This window comes from Bordetella sputigena (assembly GCF_965137885.1).
In the GTDB taxonomy this organism is placed as follows: Bacteria; Pseudomonadota; Gammaproteobacteria; order Burkholderiales; family Burkholderiaceae_B; genus Bordetella_C; species Bordetella_C sputigena.
On the sequence record NZ_CBCSCA010000016.1, the window covers coordinates 66,988 to 83,298 of the forward strand.

General features: G+C 66.2%; 10 protein-coding genes. 4 read left to right on the top strand and 6 right to left on the bottom strand.

Annotated features, from left to right (window positions below):
• Positions 1-90 precede the first annotated feature (90 nt).
• Entirely contained in the window at positions 91-1,296 is a 1,206-nt protein-coding gene (locus ACNA0R_RS24300) for an alpha-hydroxy acid oxidase (protein ID WP_415828643.1), read from the bottom strand.
• A gap of 295 nt (positions 1,297-1,591) precedes the next feature.
• On the opposite strand from ACNA0R_RS24300, the gene ACNA0R_RS24305 reads away from it, so the two are divergent.
• Genes ACNA0R_RS24305 through ACNA0R_RS24315 form a run of 3 tightly spaced genes read left to right on the top strand, consistent with a single transcriptional unit; the run spans position 1,592 to position 7,814 of the window.
• Positions 1,592-4,963, top strand: coding sequence for an efflux RND transporter permease subunit (locus tag ACNA0R_RS24305; protein WP_415828644.1), 3,372 nt, complete (start codon positions 1,592-1,594; stop codon positions 4,961-4,963).
• 2 nt (positions 4,964-4,965) lie between these two features.
• Complete coding sequence (locus ACNA0R_RS24310; protein WP_415828645.1) at positions 4,966-6,237, top strand: efflux RND transporter periplasmic adaptor subunit; 1,272 nt, start codon at positions 4,966-4,968, stop codon at positions 6,235-6,237.
• A gap of 23 nt (positions 6,238-6,260) precedes the next feature.
• Positions 6,261-7,814: an efflux transporter outer membrane subunit gene (locus ACNA0R_RS24315; RefSeq protein ID WP_415828646.1), complete on the top strand. Its 1,554-nt coding sequence runs from the start codon at positions 6,261-6,263 to the stop codon at positions 7,812-7,814.
• Between the two features lie 12 nt (positions 7,815-7,826).
• Here the strand turns inward: ACNA0R_RS24315 and ACNA0R_RS24320 are convergent, their stop codons facing one another.
• From ACNA0R_RS24320 to ACNA0R_RS24335, 4 genes are all read right to left on the bottom strand, one after another.
• Positions 7,827-8,318, bottom strand: a complete 492-nt coding sequence (locus ACNA0R_RS24320; protein WP_415828647.1) for a hypothetical protein — start codon at positions 8,316-8,318, stop codon at positions 7,827-7,829.
• 298 nt (positions 8,319-8,616) lie between these two features.
• On the bottom strand, positions 8,617-9,489 hold the full coding sequence (locus tag ACNA0R_RS24325) for an isocitrate lyase/PEP mutase family protein (RefSeq protein ID WP_415828648.1): 873 nt from the start codon (positions 9,487-9,489) through the stop codon (positions 8,617-8,619).
• A gap of 232 nt (positions 9,490-9,721) precedes the next feature.
• The gene (locus tag ACNA0R_RS24330; protein WP_415828649.1) at positions 9,722-10,777 is read right to left on the bottom strand and encodes an isocitrate/isopropylmalate dehydrogenase family protein; all 1,056 of its coding nucleotides are present in this window, start codon (positions 10,775-10,777) and stop codon (positions 9,722-9,724) included.
• 40 nt (positions 10,778-10,817) lie between these two features.
• Positions 10,818-11,810, bottom strand: coding sequence for a tripartite tricarboxylate transporter substrate binding protein (locus tag ACNA0R_RS24335; RefSeq protein ID WP_415828650.1), 993 nt, complete (start codon positions 11,808-11,810; stop codon positions 10,818-10,820).
• 230 nt (positions 11,811-12,040) lie between these two features.
• Here ACNA0R_RS24335 and ACNA0R_RS24340 point away from each other — a divergent pair, with 230 nt between their 5' ends.
• Complete coding sequence (locus ACNA0R_RS24340) at positions 12,041-13,510, top strand: NAD-dependent succinate-semialdehyde dehydrogenase (protein WP_415828651.1); 1,470 nt, start codon at positions 12,041-12,043, stop codon at positions 13,508-13,510.
• 11 nt (positions 13,511-13,521) lie between these two features.
• Here the strand turns inward: ACNA0R_RS24340 and ACNA0R_RS24345 are convergent, their stop codons facing one another.
• On the bottom strand, positions 13,522-16,254 hold the full coding sequence (locus tag ACNA0R_RS24345; protein ID WP_415828652.1) for a hypothetical protein: 2,733 nt from the start codon (positions 16,252-16,254) through the stop codon (positions 13,522-13,524).
• Between the last annotated feature and the right edge of the window lie 57 nt (positions 16,255-16,311).

Genomic DNA, 16,311 nt, shown 5'->3' on the forward strand with positions numbered 1-16,311 from the left:
CCGGCTACGCGCCGGCAGGCAGGCCGGGCCTTGCGCGGAAAGGCCGGCGGCCGGCCGCTTACCCGCGCCGGCCGCCCGCAACGCAAGGGCTCACGCGGCAGGATCGGGCAGCGGATAGGCGTCCGGTGTCGGATACGGCAGCGGATACGTGCCCGGCATCAGAATACCGCGATCGATGTCGTGGATATCCCGATGCCCGCACAAGGCCATGGTGACGTCCAGCTCGGCGGCCAGGATCTGCAAGGCCTTGGTCACCCCTTCCCGTCCGCCGGCGCCCAGGCCGTACAGGAACGAACGGCCGATCAGGGTGCCGCGCGCGCCCAGCGCCACGGCGCGCAGGATGTCCTGGCCCGAACGTATGCCGCCGTCCATCCACACCTCCATCCTGCCGCCAACGGCGTCGACGATGGACGGCAGCATGCTGATCGACGACATCGCGCCGTCCAGCTGCCGGCCGCCATGGTTGCTGACGATCAGGGCATCGGCGCCGCTGTCCACGGCCAGGCGCGCGTCTTCCGTATCCAGGATGCCTTTCAGGATGAGCTTGCCGCCCCATAGCCGCTTGATCCAGGCCACGTCATCCCAGTTCAGCGTCGGATCGAATTGTTCGGCGGTCCACGACGCCAGCGACGCCATATCGGCCACGCCCTTGGCATGGCCGACGATATTGCGGAAGGCGCGGCGCCGGGTGCCGAGCATGTGATAGCACCAGGCCGGCTTGCCCGCCATATTCAGGATATTGCGCAGCGTCAGGCGCGGCGGCGCGGTCAGGCCGTTGCGCAGGTCTTTGTGGCGCTGCCCCATGATCTGCAGGTCCAGCGTCAGCATCAGCGCCGAGCAGTTGGCTGCCTTGGCCCGCTCGATCAGGCGTTCGATGAAGTCGCGGTCGCGCAGCATATACACCTGGAACCAGAACGGCTTGGTGGTGTTCTGGGCGACGTCCTCGATGGAGCAGATGCTCATCGTGGATAGCGTGAACGGTACGCCGAAAGCCTCCGCCGCCTGCGCCGCGAGGATCTCTCCATCCGCGTGCTGCATCCCCGTCAGGCCGGTGGGGGCCAGCGCCACCGGCATGGCGGCAGGCAGGCCGGCCATGGTGGTGGCGATGTTGCGGTTTTCCATATTGCGCGCGACGCGCTGGCGGAAGCGGATTTTCTGCAGATCGGCCTCGTTGGCGCGATAGGTCGATTCAGTCCATGAGCCGGAATCCGCGTAGTCGTAGAACATGCGCGGCACGCGTTTTTCGGCGATCTTGCGCAGGTCTTCAATAGTGGCGATGAAAGATCGTGACGGCAAAGGCATGGTCGAATTGGCAGTCTCTCAGACAGCGTTTCAGGAAGTTGCAGCGAGCGAGAGCTTAACCCACCGCCGGCGGGGACACCGCCGGCCGCCGGCGGAAGCGCCCCGCATCGGGTTACCGGGCCACGCGGCGTTCGTGCGAGGCGCTTTATAACCGCCGTCCCCCGGCGACGCCAAAACGGCGGATATCAGGGCAAACCCCGCGTTTATCCGCCTTGCGCTTTGATGCGGTATGCCTAAGAATACCTGTTACGTTTCGTAGTCATATCGTCCGCTCGTTGGGGGCCCCGCTGTGTCGGTAGTGCAATTGGCCTTGCGGCGCCCCTATACGTTCATCGTAATGGCGCTGCTTATCCTGCTCGCCACGCCATTCACGCTGATGCGCATGGCGACGGATATCTTCCCGGAAATCAATATTCCGGTGATCAGCATCATCTGGAACTACAACGGCCTGTCCGCCCAGGAAATGGGGCAGCGCATCGCCGCCCAGAACGAGCGCAGCCTGACCACGACGGTCAGCGATATCGAACATATCGAATCGACCTCGCTGGCCGGCATCAGCGTCATCAAGATCTTTTTCCAGCCGACCGCCAATATCCAGACGGCCATCGCCCAGGTCGTCGCCGCCGAGCAGACCCAGGTGCGGCAGCTGCCGCCCGGCATCACGCCGCCTTTGGTGATCAAGTATTCGGCCTCCAGTATTCCGGTGATCCAGCTCGGCCTGTCCAGCCCCACGATGCCGGAGCAGGCGCTATTCGACGCGGCCCTGAACACCTTGCGGCCGCGCCTGATCACCATCCCGGGCGTCGCGGTGCCCTTCCCCTACGGCGGCAAGAACCGCGTGATTTCGGTGGACCTGGACCTGCAGGCGCTGCAGGCCCGCGGACTGTCGCCATCGGACGTGGTGAATGCGATCAATGCGCAGAACCTGATCCTGCCCTCGGGCACCGCCAAATTCGGCGAAACCGAATACAACGTCAGGATGAACAGCTCGCCCGAGACCATCGCCGGGCTGAACAATCTGCCGGTGCGCGCGGTGCCGGGCGGCGCCACGACTTATGTCCGCGACGTCGCCTACGTGCGCGACGGCTATAACCCGCAGACGAATATCGTGCGCCAGGACGGCGTGCGCGGCGTGCTGCTGTCGGTGCTGAAGAACGGCGGCGCGTCCACGCTGGATATCGTCTCCAATCTGTACGACCTGCTGCCCAGCGTGGTGGCGACCCTGCCGCCGGAAATCAAGCTGACGCCGTTGTTCGACCAGTCGGTATTCGTGAAGGCCGCCGTCAAGGGCGTCGTTATCGAAGCCCTGATCGCCGCCCTGCTGACGGCCACCATGGTGCTGCTGTTCCTGGGCAACTGGCGCAGCACGTTGATCATCGCCCTGACCATCCCGCTATCCATCCTGGCGTCCATCCTGGTGCTGAAGGCGCTGGGCGAAACCTTGAACCTGATGACGCTGGGCGGCCTGGCGTTATCGGTGGGGATCCTGGTGGACCAGGCCATCGTGACGATCGAGAACATCGAGCGGCACATGCACTTGGGTAAGGATCATTTCGCCGCCGGGCCGCCCCAAGGCGAAATGCGCCCCCGCGGGGGGCAGCAAGCCAAAGGCGCGGCGTGGGGGGATCATTTCGCCGCCGGGCCGCCCCAAGGCGAAATGCGCCCCCTCGGGGGGCAGCAAGCCAAAGGCGCGGCGTGGGGGCCCCTGGAGACCGCCATCCTGGACGGCGCCAATGAAATCGGCGTGGCGGCTTTCGTATCGACGATCTGTATCTGCATCGTTTTCGTGCCGATGTTCTTCCTGTCCGGCGTGGCGCGCTTCCTGTTCGTGCCGCTGGCCGAGGCCGTGGTGTTCGCCATGCTGGCCTCCTACATCCTGTCGCGGACGCTGGTGCCTACCCTGGTGATGCTGCTGATGCGCAACCATGGCAAGGAAGATCCGGCCGCGCGGCCCAGCCCGCTGCAGCGTATCTACCGCGCCTTCGACCAGCGCTTCGAGCGCATGCGGCGCGCATACACGCTGGTGCTGTCGGCGCAGCTGTCCCGGCGCAAGGTGTTCGCCTCGGTGTTCCTGGGCTTCTGCCTGCTGTCCTGCCTGCTCTACCCCTTCCTGGGACGCGACTTCTTCCCCACCGTCGACGCCGGCCAGATCCGCCTGCACGTGCGCATGCCCACCGGCACGCGCATCGAGGAAACGGCGCGCCTGGCCGACGAGGTCGAAAACCATATCCGCGAACTGATACCGCACAAGGACCTGGAAACCATCCTGGACAACCTGGGCGTGCCGAACAGCGGCATCAACCTGTCGTACAGCAACGCCGGCACCTTCGGCTCGCTGGACGGCGAGATCCTGATGTCCCTGCGCGATGGCCACGCGCCGACCGACGATTACATCGCCCTGCTGCGCGCCGAGCTGCCCAAGCGCTTTCCCGGCCTCGAGTTCTTCTTCCAGCCCGCGGACATCGTCACGCAGATCCTGAACTTCGGCCTGCCGGCCGCCATCAACGTCAAATTCACCGGCGCCGACATGGAGACCAATGCGCGGCTGGCGGGCGAACTGGTGAACGGGATACGGCGGATTCCCGGCGCCGTCGATGCGCACGTCCACCAGCGCCTGGACCTGCCCACGCTGAACATGGTGATGGACCGGACCCGCCTGCAGCAGGTGGGCCTGAGCGCCGCCAACGTCGGCCAGAGCGTGCTGATCGCGCTGTCGGGCAGCACGCAGACATCGCCGGCGTTCTGGCTGAATCCGCGCAACGGCATCGTCTACAACGTGGCGGTGCAGGCGCCGCAGTACCAGATCGACGGCATGGACCAGTTGCTGGCGCTGCCGGTCGGCGCGCCCGGGGCCGCGGGCGGCGGCAACACGCAGCTGCTGGGCAACCTGGTGGATATCCGGCCGTCGCGCCAGCCGGCCGTGGTGTCGCGCTACAACATCCAGAACGCCATCGACGTCTACGTCGGCGTACAGGGCCGGGACCTGGCCAGCGTCGCCGCGCAGGTGTCCCGCCAGGTGGATGAAATCCGCCACAAGCTGCCGCGCGGCAGCCAGGTGCAAATCCTGGGCCAGGTCGAAACCATGCAGAGCTCCTTCATCGGCCTGGGAGTCGGCCTGCTGATGGCCATCGTGCTGGTCTATCTGCTGATCGTCGTGAACTTCCAGTCCTGGATCGACGCCTTCATCATCATCACCGCCCTGCCCGCGGCGCTGGCCGGCATCGCCTGGATGCTGTTCATCACCGGCACCACGCTGAGCGTGCCGGCCCTGACGGGCGCCATCATGACCATGGGCGTCGCCACCGCCAACAGCATTCTGCTGGTCTCCTTCGCCCGCCAGCGGCGGGAAGAAGGCGTGCCCGTGCTCTCGGCCGCGCTGGAAGCGGGCGCCACGCGCCTGCGCCCGGTGCTGATGACGGCGCTGGCCATGATCATCGGCATGATCCCCATGGCGCTGGGCCTGGGCGAAGGCGCCGAGCAGAATGCGCCGCTGGGCCGCGCCGTGATCGGCGGCCTGCTCTTCGCCACGGTATCCACGCTTTTCTTCGTGCCGGTGGTCTATGCCGGCGTACATCATCGACTGGGACGCCGCAAAGCGGGCGCCGCCGACGCCGGGAGCCCCCCGCCGCTGGCGCCCGATGCCGCGCGGCGGGAGATCTGAGCATGTCGGAGCAGCGGCACAACGAATTGGGCATACATCCCCTGGATGCGGGCGCGGCCGGCGCGGGGGAATTGCCCAAGCGCGACCAGGTCGTCCGCCGCACCCGCCTGCTGGTGCTGATCGTCCTGCTGCTGCTGGCCTTGGGCGCGGCGCGCACGGTGGTCAGCCGCATCCAGAATGCCAATGAACTCGAAACCGGCACGCGGCAGCGCGCGGTCCAGTATGTGCAGACGACGCAGGCCACCACGCCGGAAAGCGGCCAGTCCCTGGCCCTGCCCGGCACCTTGCAAGGCTATGTGCAGGCGCCCCTGTCGGCGCGCGCCAGCGGCTATCTGAAACGCTGGACCAAGGACATCGGCAGCCGCGTGGAAAAAGGCGAACTGCTGGCCGAAATCGAAACCCCCGAAATCGACCAGCAATTGTCACAAGCCATCGCCGCCCGCGAACAGGCCAAGGCGGCCCAGGCGCTGGCCAACAGCACGCTGGCGCGCTGGGAGGCCTTGCGGCGCAAGGACGTGGTCTCGCAGCAGGACCTGGAAGAAAAGCGCGGCAGCGCGGCGCAGGCGGCCGCCAACCTCGCGGCGGCGCAGGCCAACGAGCAGCGGCTGCGTCAGCTGGAAGGTTTCAAGCGCATTGTCGCGCCCTTCTCCGGCATCATCACGCGGCGCAATGTCGACGTCGGCGACCTGATCGACGCCGGCAGCGGCCGCCCGCTGTTCCTGATGTCGCAGACCGATCCGCTGCGCGTCTACATCAACGTGCCCCAGCGCTACGCGCAGCTGGTCAAGCCGGGCGTGCACGTAACCGTCACCCAGGCGGAACTGGGCGGCCAGAAATTCACCGGCACCATCGCGCGCACCGCGGCGTCCATCGACCTGGCCACGCGCACCATGCAGGTGGAGATCAGCCTGCGCAATCCCGAGAGCAAGCTGCTGCCGGGCGCCTACGTGTCCGTGGCGCTGGACCTGCCTGCCGGGGACACGCTGGCCGTTCCCAACAACACCTTGCTGTTCCGTCGGGAAGGGACCATGGTGGCGGTCGTAGGTCCGGACGGCCGCATCGAACTGCGCCGCATCACGCTCGGACGCAACCTCGGCCAGACCATCGAAGTGGCCGATGGCCTGCAGGCCGCCGATCGCATCGTGCTCAACCCGCCGGATTCGCTGGCGACGGGCGATATCGTGCAAGTGGCCCAGGCCAGCACCAGGCCGCCCACGCCGGTCGCCACGCCGGCCGTGGGCAGCGGCGGCCGCGCCGCGGGAAACGAACAATGAGGGCAAGCGGCGGCAGGTCCCGGATGCCGGAAAGCCAGGACGGCCTGCTCGCGCGGTTCGGGGCGCCGCGTACCTGGATAGCCGCCTTGGCGGCGCCGCTGCTGCTGTCGGCCTGCGCCGTCGGGCCGGACTACGCGCAGCCCAAGGTCGATATGCCGGTGACCTGGAAGCTGGAATCGCCCTGGCGCCAGGCATCGCCGGCCGACGGCCTGGACAAGGGCGAATGGTGGCTGCGCTACAACGATCCCACGCTGAACCGCCTGCAGGCGCAGGCCTTGAGCGCCAACCCCACCCTGGCGATCTCCGCCGCGCGGCTGGCCCAGGCCCGGGCCAATGCCGACGTCAGCCGCGCCGGCCTGTTCCCGGCGCTCAGCGCCGGCACCCGCGTGTCGCGCTTCAAGATATCCGGCAACCGCCCGTTGACGAACTACGCTTCGCCGCAATACTCGACGGTCCAGAACGACTACAACTTTTCGTTCAACGCCAGCTACGAAGTGGATCTGTTCGGCCGTGTGTCGCGCTCCGTGGAAGCCACCTCCGCCACGGCGCGGCAGGCCGAGGCCGATCTGGCCAACGCCCGCCTGGTGCTGACCGCGGAACTCGCCGCCAACTACGTCAACCTGCGCGCGCTCGATACGGAGATCGACGTCGTCAACCGCTCGGTCGCCCTGCAGCGGCGCGCCCTGGAACTGATCACGGCGCGCTACGACGGCGGCGCCGCATCCGGCCTGGAGGTCGCGCAGCAGCAGGCCTTGCTGGATAACACGCTGACGCAGGTCGAAGTGCTGGCCCGGCAGCGCGCGCAATTCGAACATGCCATCGCATCGCTGACCGGGACGCCGGCGCCCAGCTTCGAGCTGCCGCCGCAACCCTTGACCGCCGCCATGATGCCGCCGGCCATCCCGCTGGGCCTGCCCTCCGACCTGCTGGAGCGCCGCCCGGACATCGCCGCCGCCGAGCGCGCCATGGCCGCCGCCAATGCGCAGATCGGCGTGGCCACCGCCGCTTTCTACCCCAGCATCATGCTCAATCCCAGCATCGGCGCCGACAGCCGCGAAATCGGCGCCCTGCTGGATGCGCCCAGCCTGCTGTGGTCCGTCGGCGTGTCCGCCGTGCAGACCTTGTTCGATGCCGGACGCACCCGCGCGAATGTCAATTTCGCCCGGGCCGGCTACGATGCAACGGTCGCGAACTACCGCCGCGTCGTGCTCGGCGCCATGCAGGAAGTGGAGGACGGCATCACCGGCCTGGCCGCCCTGGACCGCGCCACCGCGCAATCGCAGAGGGCCGTGGCCGACGCCCGCAAGGTACTGGACATGGCCGCCGACCGCTACAGCGGCGGCGCCACGACCTATCTGGACGTGATCACCGCACAACAGTCAGTGCTGAATACCGAACGGCAGGCCGCCCAGCTGAAAGGCCAGCACCTGCTGGTTTCGGTGTTCCTGGTCAAGGCGCTGGGCGGCGACTGGAACAAAGGCGGCGCCGCGCCTTCCGGGCCGCCGGCTCCCCCCAGCGCTTCCCTGCCTTCCGGGCCCGATGTCGCGGCACGCGACACCGGGGCCGTTACCCGCTGAGCACGCGTCGGATTACGCGGCAGCCAGGCATTCGGACTTCTGCTCCAGCACCGTCTGCAACTGGCGTTTGCCGCAATCCAGGCGACGGATCCGGCCGGCGAACTCACGGTAGGTGCGCTCGTCGCCTTCCATGAAACAGTGGTCCTGGAAGCGTTGCAGCTTCACGCGTATGGTCTCATGCAAGGCCATGATGCGCTCGATGTCTTCTTTCGCGGCACGCCTGACGAAGTCGTCGCGAAAAGCCTTCACGGTGTGATTCGCGTCCTTGTCACGGTCGGCGGGAAAACCCGTCTTGGCGGCGCTGATGAAGTCCACGAACAACGCCTTGTCTCCGCCCATGTCCACATAACGCCGGATCTCGTCCCGCCAGTCCTGCTCGATACGCTGCCGGGCTTCCAGTTCGGGAACGGAGGCGGTGCCCATATTCCCGTAGTACAGGTTTTCGTAATAGCCCGCGCTATTCCCGTAAGGAACATTTTCGTAATAGCCCGTCTGCGACAGCATCTTCAATCTCTCGAAAAAATTAAGGGATGGGCAGAATACCGAGCGTCTTTGCGGGCCAACAATCGTGTATCGGTCTGAAGTCGTTCGAAGCGGCGCGATCCTACCGTCGCGGCGGCATCGATTCCGGGTCACCGCGGAAGCAATCCGAACGGCCTGGTAATCCCATGCCTACGACGCGCGACATTGCCGCAATAGAAAACGCCGCTTCCAAGGGAAGCGGCGTCGGCGCCGGAGCGGCCAGTCGACACGCCATTCGGCCAGCCATTCGGCGGGCCATTCGGCGGCCGGTCAACGGGCCTTACTTGTCGGTGTACCGCTTTTCCAGCTCGTCATACAACGGCTTCTGCACCAGGCGCTGGCGCTCCAGGAAGGGCGCGACCAGCGCGGGATCTTCCTTCAGAAGGCCGTCGCGCTTGAGCATGCCCAGGGCGCGCTGCATGCCGGCCACCGCGCTCTGCAGCGCGGCATTGGCGTACAGGATGATGCCGTAGCCCATTTCGCCCAGCTCGGCCGCCGTCAAGGCGGGCGTCTTGCCGCCGATTACGATGTTGATCAGCTGCGGCTTTTTCAGCAGCTTGGGCAGTGCGCGGACTTCTTCCAGGCTTTCGGTCGCTTCAACGAACAGGATATCCGCGCCGGCGTCGGCAAAAGCCTGCGCGCGTTCGACCGCGGCCTCGAAGCCCAGCACCGCGCGTGAATCCGTGCGGGCGATGATGAGGAAATTCTCGTCACGACGGGCATCGGCGGCGGCGCGGATCTTGGACAGCATCTCGGGCAGCGGCGCGACTTCCTTGCCGGAAAAGTGGCCACAGCGCTTGGGGAACAGCTGGTCTTCCAGCTGGATGGCATCGGCGCCGGCATGTTCCAGCGCGCGCACCGTGTGCCATACGTTCACGGCATTGCCGAAGCCGGTATCGCCGTCGACGATGATGGGCACGTCCACCGCTTCACGCAGGCGGGACGTGGCGTCGGCGACATCGCGCAGGCCGATGATGCCCAGATCGGGTACGCCGTAGTGCATGTTGGTCAGCCCGGCGCCGGTCAGGTAGACGGCCTCGAAGCCCTGGTCGGCCACGACACGGGCACTCAGGGCATTGAAGGCGCCGGGAACGAGCAGGCCATTGCGCTGCTCGACCCGATGGCGCAGGCGCTGTTTCGTTGTTTCGCTCATGATGATGTCTCTTTACGCGTTGATGGCAGGGCCGTGTCGGCCCGCGGCGCGGGCCGCGGCGGGTATGCCCGCACGGCCGCGGCCGTTGCAGTCTAGTCAGCCAGCCGCGGCAGGTCAAACCCGCATGCGTCCATTCAGTAATGAAGCGCAGTCATCAATGATGAATAGACGGTACGCAAGGGATGATCACAGGCCACGCTTACACGCGGTTTAAAGCGACCCGCGGCGCCCTTCAGCCCAAGCGCTTTACCCAGGCCGCGCCGGTTTCGCGGGTCCCCAGCGTGCCGCCGACGTCCTTGGTGCATTCGCGTGCCGCGACCGCGTCGGCCAGCGCCTGCTCGATGGCGGCGGCGGCCTGCACGAAAGCCGGCTTGCCTTTGCGCTGCCCATACCAGTTCAGCAGCATGGCGGCCGACAGCACCTGCGAGGCGGGGTTGGCGATGTTCTGGCCGGCAATATCCGGCGCCGAGCCGTGCGCCGCCTGCCCCATGGCATGTTCGCGGCCGGCATTGAGCGACCCGCCCAGGCCCAGGCTGCCCGACATTTCCGCCGTCAGGTCCGACAGGATGTCGCCGAACATATTGGTCGTTACCACGACGTCGTAGCGATCCGGCGCGCGCACCACGTGGGCCATCATGGCGTCCACGATCACGTCGTCCACTTGGACTTCCGGGAATTCCTTGGCCACCTTGAGGCACTCGCCGATGAACATGCCGTCGCCGATCTTCAGCACATTCGCCTTGTGCACGATGGTGACGTGCTTCTTGCGCGTCATGGCCAGTTCGAAGGCCGAGCGCGCGATGCGCTCGCAGCACAGGCGCGTGATGCGGCGCAGCGACACGACCACGTCGGGCGTGATCAGCATTTCGCTGGCGCCGGATTCGATGTTGCGATCGGCGTAGAAGCCTTCGGTGTTCTCGCGCACCACCACCAGGTCGAACTCGCCCAGGCGTACCGGCACGCCCTTATAAGTGCGTGCCGGCCGGATGTTGGCGTACAGGTCCAGCTTCTTGCGGAAGTACATCGACGGATTGATTTCGCCCTTGGCCTCGTCCTTGAAGTCATACGTGGACATCGGACCCAGCATCAGGCCGTCGGCGGCGCGCACCTTTTCCAGCAGGGCCGGCGTCACGGTGGCGCCATGGCGCTTCAGGCTCTCGTGGCCGGCAATGTCGTGGTCCAGTTCCAGGCCGAGATTGAAGCGGCGGTCGACGGCTTGCAGCACGTCGACGGCGACCGCCATCGTTTCCGGACCAATCCCGTCGCCGGGCAGCACTACGATTTTCATGTGATTTCCTCGATAGGGATAGGGACGCAAAGCCGCGGGTTCAATCCAGCTTCATGCCCGATTGCTTGACCACGCCCTTCCACAGGGCCAGCTCGCTATGCAGCACCCCGGCGAAGTCCGCCGGCGTGCCCTTGAACGACTGCGCGCCTTCATCGGTCAGGCGTTGACGCACCAGGTCGGCGGCGGCGGCGTCGTTGACCGCGGCGTTCAGCTTGGCGATCACCGCCGGCGGCGTGCCGGCCGGCGCGAGCACGCCCCACCATGTGCTGACGTCGAAGTCGGGAACCCCAGCCTCGGCCATCGTCGGCGTGTCGGGGAACAAGGGCGAACGCGCCTTGCTGGTCACGGCAAGCAGCTTGACGCGGCCATCCTTTACCTGCGGCAGGATGGTCGGCACGGTGGCGAAGAACACCTGCACGCGTCCGGCCAGCAGGTCCAGCGTGGCGGGACCGCTGCCCTTGTAGGGCACATGGGTCATCTGCACGCCGGCGCGCTGCTTGAAGAGCTCGCCCGACATGTGATTGATGCTGCCGTTGCCGGCCGAGCAGAAGTTGATCTCGCTGGGCTTCTTCAGCGCCAGTTCACGCAACTGCGCGATGCTATCCACCGGGACGCTCTTGTTGGTGACGACGAGCAAGGGGCCGCGGCCTATCATCGCGATGGGCTGGAAGGATTTCTCCACGTCGTACAGAGTGGTGCCTTCGGCCGCGGCGTTGGTCACGAAGGTCGACGTGGCGAACAGCAGCGTATAGCCGTCGGGCGCCGCGTGCGCCACCAGATTGGCGCCGATGGCGCCGCCGCCACCGCCGCGGTTCTCGACCACGATCGCCTGGCCCAGTTTTTCTCCCAGCGTGCGCGCCATGTCGCGCGCGATGCTGTCCGTGCCGCCGCCGGGCGCGAAAGGCACGATCAGGCGGATCGGCTTGTCGGGATAGCCGTCGGCCGCGGCGCCCTGGGCGGCGGCCAAGGCCGGCAAAAAGGCGGCGGCGGCCAGCAGGCAACGGCGCCGGGAAATAAACCGGGTCTTGAACACGTGCGGTGTCTCCTGTCGAATCGTCCGGCGGCGCCGACCAGTGGCGCGCCGTAATCTCGGTTAATGCATATCTTTGCATACAAAAACCATGCGAGCAACACGAAAACAGGGACGGTCTTTTGGGAAACCTGGCGCCGCAGGGCTTACCATAGGACTGATTTCCCCACCTGAAGCCAGCCCAAAACCCATGCGTCGGCGCATCCCGCCGACGCCCATTTCAGGAGACAGCAGTGACTTCTCTCACCCAAAGACTCGAACGTCCCGACCTGCTACGCAGCGCCTGCTATATCGACGGCAAATGGCATGAGGCCGGCAAGGGCGCGACCATACCCGTCAACAATCCGTCCACCGGCGAGATCATCGTGGCGGTGCCCAAACTGGGCCGGGCCGAAACCGAACACGCCATCGAAAGGGCCGCGGCCGCCCTGCCCGCCTGGTCCGCCCGCCCCGCCAAGGAGCGCGCGAACATCCTGCAGCGCTGGGCGCAACTGATGATGCAGCACCAGAAGGACCTGGCGGCCATCATGACCGCCGAGCAAGGCAAGCCGGTCACCGAGGCAGCCGGCGAAATCGGCTATGCCGCCTCCTTTCTGGAGTGGTTCGCCGAAGAAGCCAAGCGCATGGACGGCGAAGTCCTGCAAAGCCCCAAGGCCGGCCAGCGCATGATGGTGCTGAAGCAGCCGGTGGGCGTTACCGCCGCGATCACGCCATGGAATTTCCCGGCGGCCATGATTACGCGCAAGCTCGGTCCGGCGCTGGCGGCCGGTTGCACCATGATCGTCAAGCCCGCCCAGCAGACGCCGCTGACCGCGCTGGCGCTGGCCGTGCTGGCCGAGGAAGCCGGCGTGCCGGCGGGCGTCATGCACGTGATCACCGGCAGTTCCAGCGATATCGGCGCCGCGCTCTGCGAAAGCGAAACCGTGCGCAAGCTCAGCTTCACGGGATCCACCGAAGTCGGCCGCAAGCTGATGGCGCAATGCGCCCCGACCATCAAGAAACTGTCCCTGGAACTGGGCGGCAACGCGCCCTTCATCGTGTTCGACGATGCCGACCTGGACAAAGCCGTGGACGGCATTCTGGCGTCCAAGTTCCGCAACGCCGGCCAGACCTGCGTCTGCGCCAACCGCATCTACGTCCAGTCCGGTATCTACGATCAGGTTGCGCGGCGCCTGGCCGAGAAAGTCGGCGCGATGAAGGTGGGCGACGGCTTCGAACAAGGGGTCACGCAGGGACCGTTGATCGATGAAAACGCCGTGAAAAAGGTACGCGAGCACATCGAGGACGCCACCCGGGCCGGCGCGAAGGTCGTCACCGGCGGCAAGACCCATGCGCTGGGCGGGACCTTCTTCGAACCGACGGTGGTGCGCGATGTGACGCAATCCATGCTGTTCGCGCGCGAGGAAACCTTCGGTCCCGTCGCGCCGCTGTTCAAGTTCGAGACGGAAGAAGAAGCGCTGAAGCTGGCCAACGACACCATCTTCGGGCTGGCGGCCTACTTCTACACCCGCGACAACGCGCGCGTGTGGCGGGTATCCGAAGGACTGGAGTACGGCATCGTCGGCATCAACACCGGCCTTATCTCCAACGAGGTCGGCCCGTTCGGCGGGGTCAAGCAATCCGGCCTGGGCCGCGAAGGCTCGCGCCATGGCCTGGACGAGTATGTCGAACTGAAGTACCTGTGCGTGGATATCGGCGCTTGACCTCGCCGCCGTCAGATGCCCAGTCGCCGCAGGAAGGGTTCGATCTGGTCCCGCAGCGACAGGCGCGGCGGCTCGCTGCGCGGCTGCGGCTTGGCCAGCCAGCCGCGCAGCGCCCGCGCGCTGGATGGCAAGGCCTTCGCAGCGTGCGGCAAAACGAGTGGGTGCGTGACCAGCCGCCGGTAGGCCGCATGGCCGGGACAGCGCGGATCGAACAGCCGGTTCAGGGCTTCGCGCCGGTGCGCGGACCAGCGCCAGGTTTTTTGGGGAACCTCGGCCACCAACTGGGGCAGGATGCCGGCCATATGCGGCAGCACGGCGGGATGGACCAGCACGTCGCGATAGGCATCGATCGCATCGACGAAACCCTGTTCGCAAGCCGATAGCAAGGCGTACCGGTCGAACGTACGCTTGTCCGGCCGCGCCGGGCGCGACACGCTCCTGGTGTCGAAAATCGTCGCCATCATCCTGCCCAGGCATTTCTCCATTCCAGGCACCGCGGCCAGATCAATGATCAGCCTGCCGTACGCCCGCAGGCGTTCAGCGTCGCCGAATATGAGCAGAACCCACATCGGGTACACGTAGTGCGTGTGTTCGTTGAAGAATAGAGACGGCAGTACATGGGAGATATGCGGCAGAATCGCGGGATCGCGGATAATGCGATGGATCGCCTCGATGACGGGCGCGTCACGCGCATGCAGCAGGCTCAGGAAAGACCGGTACACCGCGTGCTGGAACAGCGCCGGCAGTCTGGAAGCGAGCGCCTCCCGAATCTCGCCGGGCTGGGACAGCAGTTGCTCCAGCAGCCGGTGGATGGCATCGATGGTGTTCGCGTCGGCGGTCGGCAGCCCATACAAGACGCTGTGGCCATCGAAGTCCCTGAACGCCTGGTCGACGGCGCCTTCCAAGGCATCGGGGTCGGTCTTGACGGGCCAGATGCCGCCGACAAGCACGCGCATGGCGTCGATCGCCGCCACGTTGCCGGTTTCTATCCAACGCTGCAGATGGGTCCGTTGCCGCCCGGCGTCTCGTTCCGTCAGCAAGGCCCAGGGGTCGATGTACCAGTTGCGCACGAGCGCAGCGCCGGCCTTTCCCATATGGATGACCGCATCGACCCAGACCGGCCGCTTTTCCAGCTCGACCCTGGCGATCAGCGCCGATAGGTTTTCTTCCAGGTATTCAACGGCCTGTGCGGGAGGCAGGTGCTGCAGCAGCCATAGCTCCGAGTACCAGGCGCACGCCAGGGACTGGCCTGGCTTGCCCATGAGCATCGCTTTATCGACAAAGGCTGCCCGCTCGCGAACGGGCAGCCGTGCCACCAGATAGTCCATGTTGGCCGCGAGATACTCCGAGGCTCTTTCGGGGCCCAGACGCGTGAGCAGGTCCAGGATGGCAGCCGCCGTTCCCAGCCATGATGCCCGCACGCCCATGAGTTGCTCCGGATCGGTACAGTTGGCCAACTGCCGCACGACAGCGGCCGGAGGGTCGACGTGGTCCGCCCCCAAGGCGGCGGACCATGCGCGCAGCCCCTGCATGCCTATGACCGCCAAGTCTTCATGGGTCTCCCACGATCCCGCGGCCGATGCCGCGGCGGCATGCCGCCGCAGCCACGCCACCGTCGATCCGCAGGCATACAAGGTGAAATGTTCTCCATCGCCCAGGTCCAGCTCGGTCACGTAGGACGGGACGCCAGCCAGCAGATGATCGGCGTTCATGGCCTTGAGCAATCCCACGGCGATCAGGGAAGGATCCTCCAGCACCTCGAACCGCTCGTTGTCCTGGTCGATGCGCACAAAGGCATGCAGGCTCAGTTGGTCCTCCGTCAGATCCAGGCCGCGCTGGATGTCGCGCACCACGATGTTCAGCCATTCGGTGTGGTCGCTGTCGCATGGAATGGCGGATGCGCCATCGCTCACCGTGCGCGCGCGGAAGTCCTCAAGACAGTTTTCGGCGAGTGTCCTGGCGACCTTGTCCGGCGATAACGCGGCGTGGACCCTGGCGCGGCAATCGTCTACGAAGCCTTGCGTGATCCGCCCCGGTTTCGTCGATTCCGGAACGGCGACCAATCCAAAATCATCGGCCAGCTCGTTCCAGACCACATTGACGTAATGGATCTCCATCGCGGCGGTCGGGGCATAGGTCGCCACCACGGCCGCCTGCAGGAGGGCGCGAACCATCTCCTCCTTGGTCTTCCACAGCCTGCCGCGTATGCCGCCCACGGCAAGCGCCAGGTCGCGGTCCGCATCTATCAGGTTGCGCACCGTACCCGATGCGCAAACCGCCACGCCCTGGGACAGGTTGCGGATGGCGGTCCTCTGTTTGTCCGGTGCGATGCGCGGATCGGCGAGCATCGCGCAAAAGTGGTCCAGCGCTTCCTTGCCCCTGCTGTCTATGAGTTCCGCATGGGTGTCGAAATAGGAATCTTCGAAGCGATGGCGATAGAAGGTCAGCAGGCGCTGCGCGACGACGTCGCTATCCTGCATCCCCAGTTGCCTGGCGCGGGCGATAAGGAAGTCGATGTTCTCGCGCATTTCGTCGCGGAAGCGGGTGAAGCCCTTGCCGTTGCAGAACTCGGCGTACGAACCGTCCCGATCGGCGCAATAGCTGATCCTCGGCTTGCCGTCCGCGCCAGGCGCGGCGACGCTGGCCTGCGGCGGCGTGTGGCGGTCGAAGAACGCCGGCAGGAAGCCGGGCGATGGCGGCACGTTGATGGCGGCGGTAACGGCGGCGGAAACCGGTGGGGACATGGACACCTCTGGAAAAATACCGCGCTGAGTAACGCTCGCCGCCTCGGGTTCCGGCCG

Coding starts and splice junctions, on each gene's coding strand:
- ACNA0R_RS24325 (WP_415828648.1), bottom strand. CDS start 9,489: ATGAGCGAAACAACGAAACAGCGCCTGCGCCATCGGGTCGAGCAGCGC.
- ACNA0R_RS24315 (WP_415828646.1), top strand. CDS start 6,261: ATGCCGGAAAGCCAGGACGGCCTGCTCGCGCGGTTCGGGGCGCCGCGT.
- ACNA0R_RS24345 (WP_415828652.1), bottom strand. CDS start 16,254: ATGTCCCCACCGGTTTCCGCCGCCGTTACCGCCGCCATCAACGTGCCG.
- ACNA0R_RS24320 (WP_415828647.1), bottom strand. CDS start 8,318: ATGCTGTCGCAGACGGGCTATTACGAAAATGTTCCTTACGGGAATAGC.
- ACNA0R_RS24310 (WP_415828645.1), top strand. CDS start 4,966: ATGTCGGAGCAGCGGCACAACGAATTGGGCATACATCCCCTGGATGCG.
- ACNA0R_RS24330 (WP_415828649.1), bottom strand. CDS start 10,777: ATGAAAATCGTAGTGCTGCCCGGCGACGGGATTGGTCCGGAAACGATG.